Origin of the sequence: uncultured Enorma sp. (assembly GCA_905210055.1) — a bacterium.
Classification (GTDB): domain Bacteria; phylum Actinomycetota; class Coriobacteriia; order Coriobacteriales; family Coriobacteriaceae; genus Enorma.
In genome coordinates this window covers 1-1,977 of the sequence record CAJLVH010000210.1, presented here as the reverse complement: position 1 = coordinate 1,977, position 1,977 = coordinate 1, and the positions used below count along the sequence as shown (strand labels likewise).

Annotated in this window: 2 protein-coding genes; both read left to right on the top strand. The window is 63.9% G+C overall.

Translation table 11 applies throughout. From position 1 onward, the window contains the following. The first annotated feature begins 15 nt into the window (after nt 1-15). Nucleotides 16-984, top strand: coding sequence for a cell division ATP-binding protein FtsE (ftsE, locus tag QZ079_RS09250; RefSeq protein WP_366926444.1), 969 nt, complete (start codon nt 16-18; stop codon nt 982-984). After that, the gene (ftsX, locus tag QZ079_RS09245) at nt 971-1,888 is read left to right on the top strand and encodes a permease-like cell division protein FtsX (protein ID WP_291289014.1); all 918 of its coding nucleotides are present in this window, start codon (nt 971-973) and stop codon (nt 1,886-1,888) included. Before ftsE ends, ftsX begins: the two co-directional genes overlap by 14 nt. The last annotated feature ends 89 nt before the right edge of the window (nt 1,889-1,977 follow it).

The window sequence follows — 1,977 nt, the reverse complement described above, 5'->3', positions numbered from 1 at the left end:
CCGTCGCAGGCCGATCTGTTCGCCAGCGTTCCGGCTCCCGCTGCATCTTCGCCGAGCGACACGGGAGCCTTCCTGGCAAGTGCCGGCTATACGTCGGCGCCGGAGCCCGCGCGAGAGCACCTCGCGCCCGTCGTCCCCGATCCGCTCGCGCCTGCCGTCACCGCCGACCAGGCACAAGAGGTCGCCTCACTCGACAACGCGCTCAAGAGCGGCGACTTCACGTCGGTCTTCGCGCCGGTGGGCGATGCTCGTAAGAAGATGGCGCGCGACGCCGGCGTCGAGCCGGTCATCGTGATGGAGCACGTCACGAAGGTCTACCCGGCGCAGCCGAACAAGCCGGCGCTCGAGGACGTGAACATCGAGATCTATCCCGGTGAGTTCGTCTTCTTGGTCGGCCATTCCGGTTCAGGCAAGTCGACGCTCCTGCGCACCATCATGCGCGAGGTGAAGCCGACGTCCGGCCGCGTGATCGTCGCCGGCCAGGACCTTATGCGCATCCGCAACCGCAAGGTGCCCTTCCTGCGCCGCCAGATGGGCATCGTGTTCCAGGACTTCCGCCTCTTGCCGAACAAGACGGCGTACGAGAACGTCGCCTTCGCGCTCGAGTGCATCGGCAAGCCGCGCGGCGTCATCCGTGCCCAGGTTCCCGAGGTACTGCGCCTCGTGGGTCTGGCGGATCAGATGAACTCCACGCCCGACCAGCTTTCCGGTGGTGAGCAGCAGCGCGTGAACGTTGCGCGCGCCATGGTCAACCGCCCGCCGCTGCTCATCTGCGACGAGCCCACCGGAAACCTCGACCCGGCGATCTCGCTCGGCATCATGAAGCTTCTCGAGCGCATCAACCGTGCCGGCACGACGGTGATCGTCGCCACGCACGACCGCGAGATGGTCGACTCTATGCATCGTCGCGTCATCGCGCTCGAGGCCGGCCATGTCATCCGCGATCAGGAGAGGGGAGGCTACGGCAACTATGGCGCCTTCTAACATCGGCTACTCGCTCCGTGAGGCATTCAGCCATTTCTTCCGCAACTGGACGACGTCGTTCGGCGCGGTCATCACCATCTTCCTGTCGCTCTTCATCATCGGTCTCTTCATCGTGGGCTCGGCGCTCATCAGCTCCGCCATCGGCACCATCGAGGACACTGTGACCATCAATGCGTTCATCTCGGACGAGGCGTCCGACGAGGACGTCGAGGCGTTCCAGGAGAAGCTCGAAGGCTGGGAGAACGTCGCTTCCGTCAACTTCAAGAGCAAGGAAGACGCGTACGAGGAGTACGCGAACATGTCCGACAGCGCGGACTCGACCCTTGCGGCGCTCGACGGCGAGAACCCGCTGCCGCGCTCCTACGAGATCATCATGGACGACTCCTCGCAGGTCGAAGACATGGCCGAGCGCATCAAGGAAGATCCCGACTTCCAGGCAATCTGCGACACCGGCAACCCGGATGAAGATGTGCTCTACAGCCAGGAAATGGTAGGGCGTCTGTTCCAGATTACCGGCTACATCCGTATCGCGTGCGTCGTGCTCGTGGCACTGCTCACGTTCATCGCGTTCATCTTCATCAACAACACCATCCGCCTTTCCATCACCGCGCGCCGCCGCGAGATCGGCATCATGCGTCTCGTGGGTGCGTCGAACGGCTTCATCCGCGGGCCGTTCATCACGGAGGGCGTGCTGCAGGCGCTCTTGGGCTCGCTCCTCGCGATCGGCGTGCTCGAGCTCGTGCGGAACCTGCTCATGCCGCGCATCCAGAACATGGTGAGCTGGATGCCGTTCGATATTCCCATCGAGGTGTACCTCACCACGTATGCGGCGCTTATCGTGGTCGGTTTGTTGATCGGCCTGTTCGGCTCCGCCATCGCGATGCGGCGTTACCTGAAGGTGTAGCGCGGGCTGTTCAACCTGACCGGGTCGGCCGGCTTCCTCCCTCGCTTGTCCTCGGCGCATGGCTGCCGGGCACGATTTTCCTGCGGAAA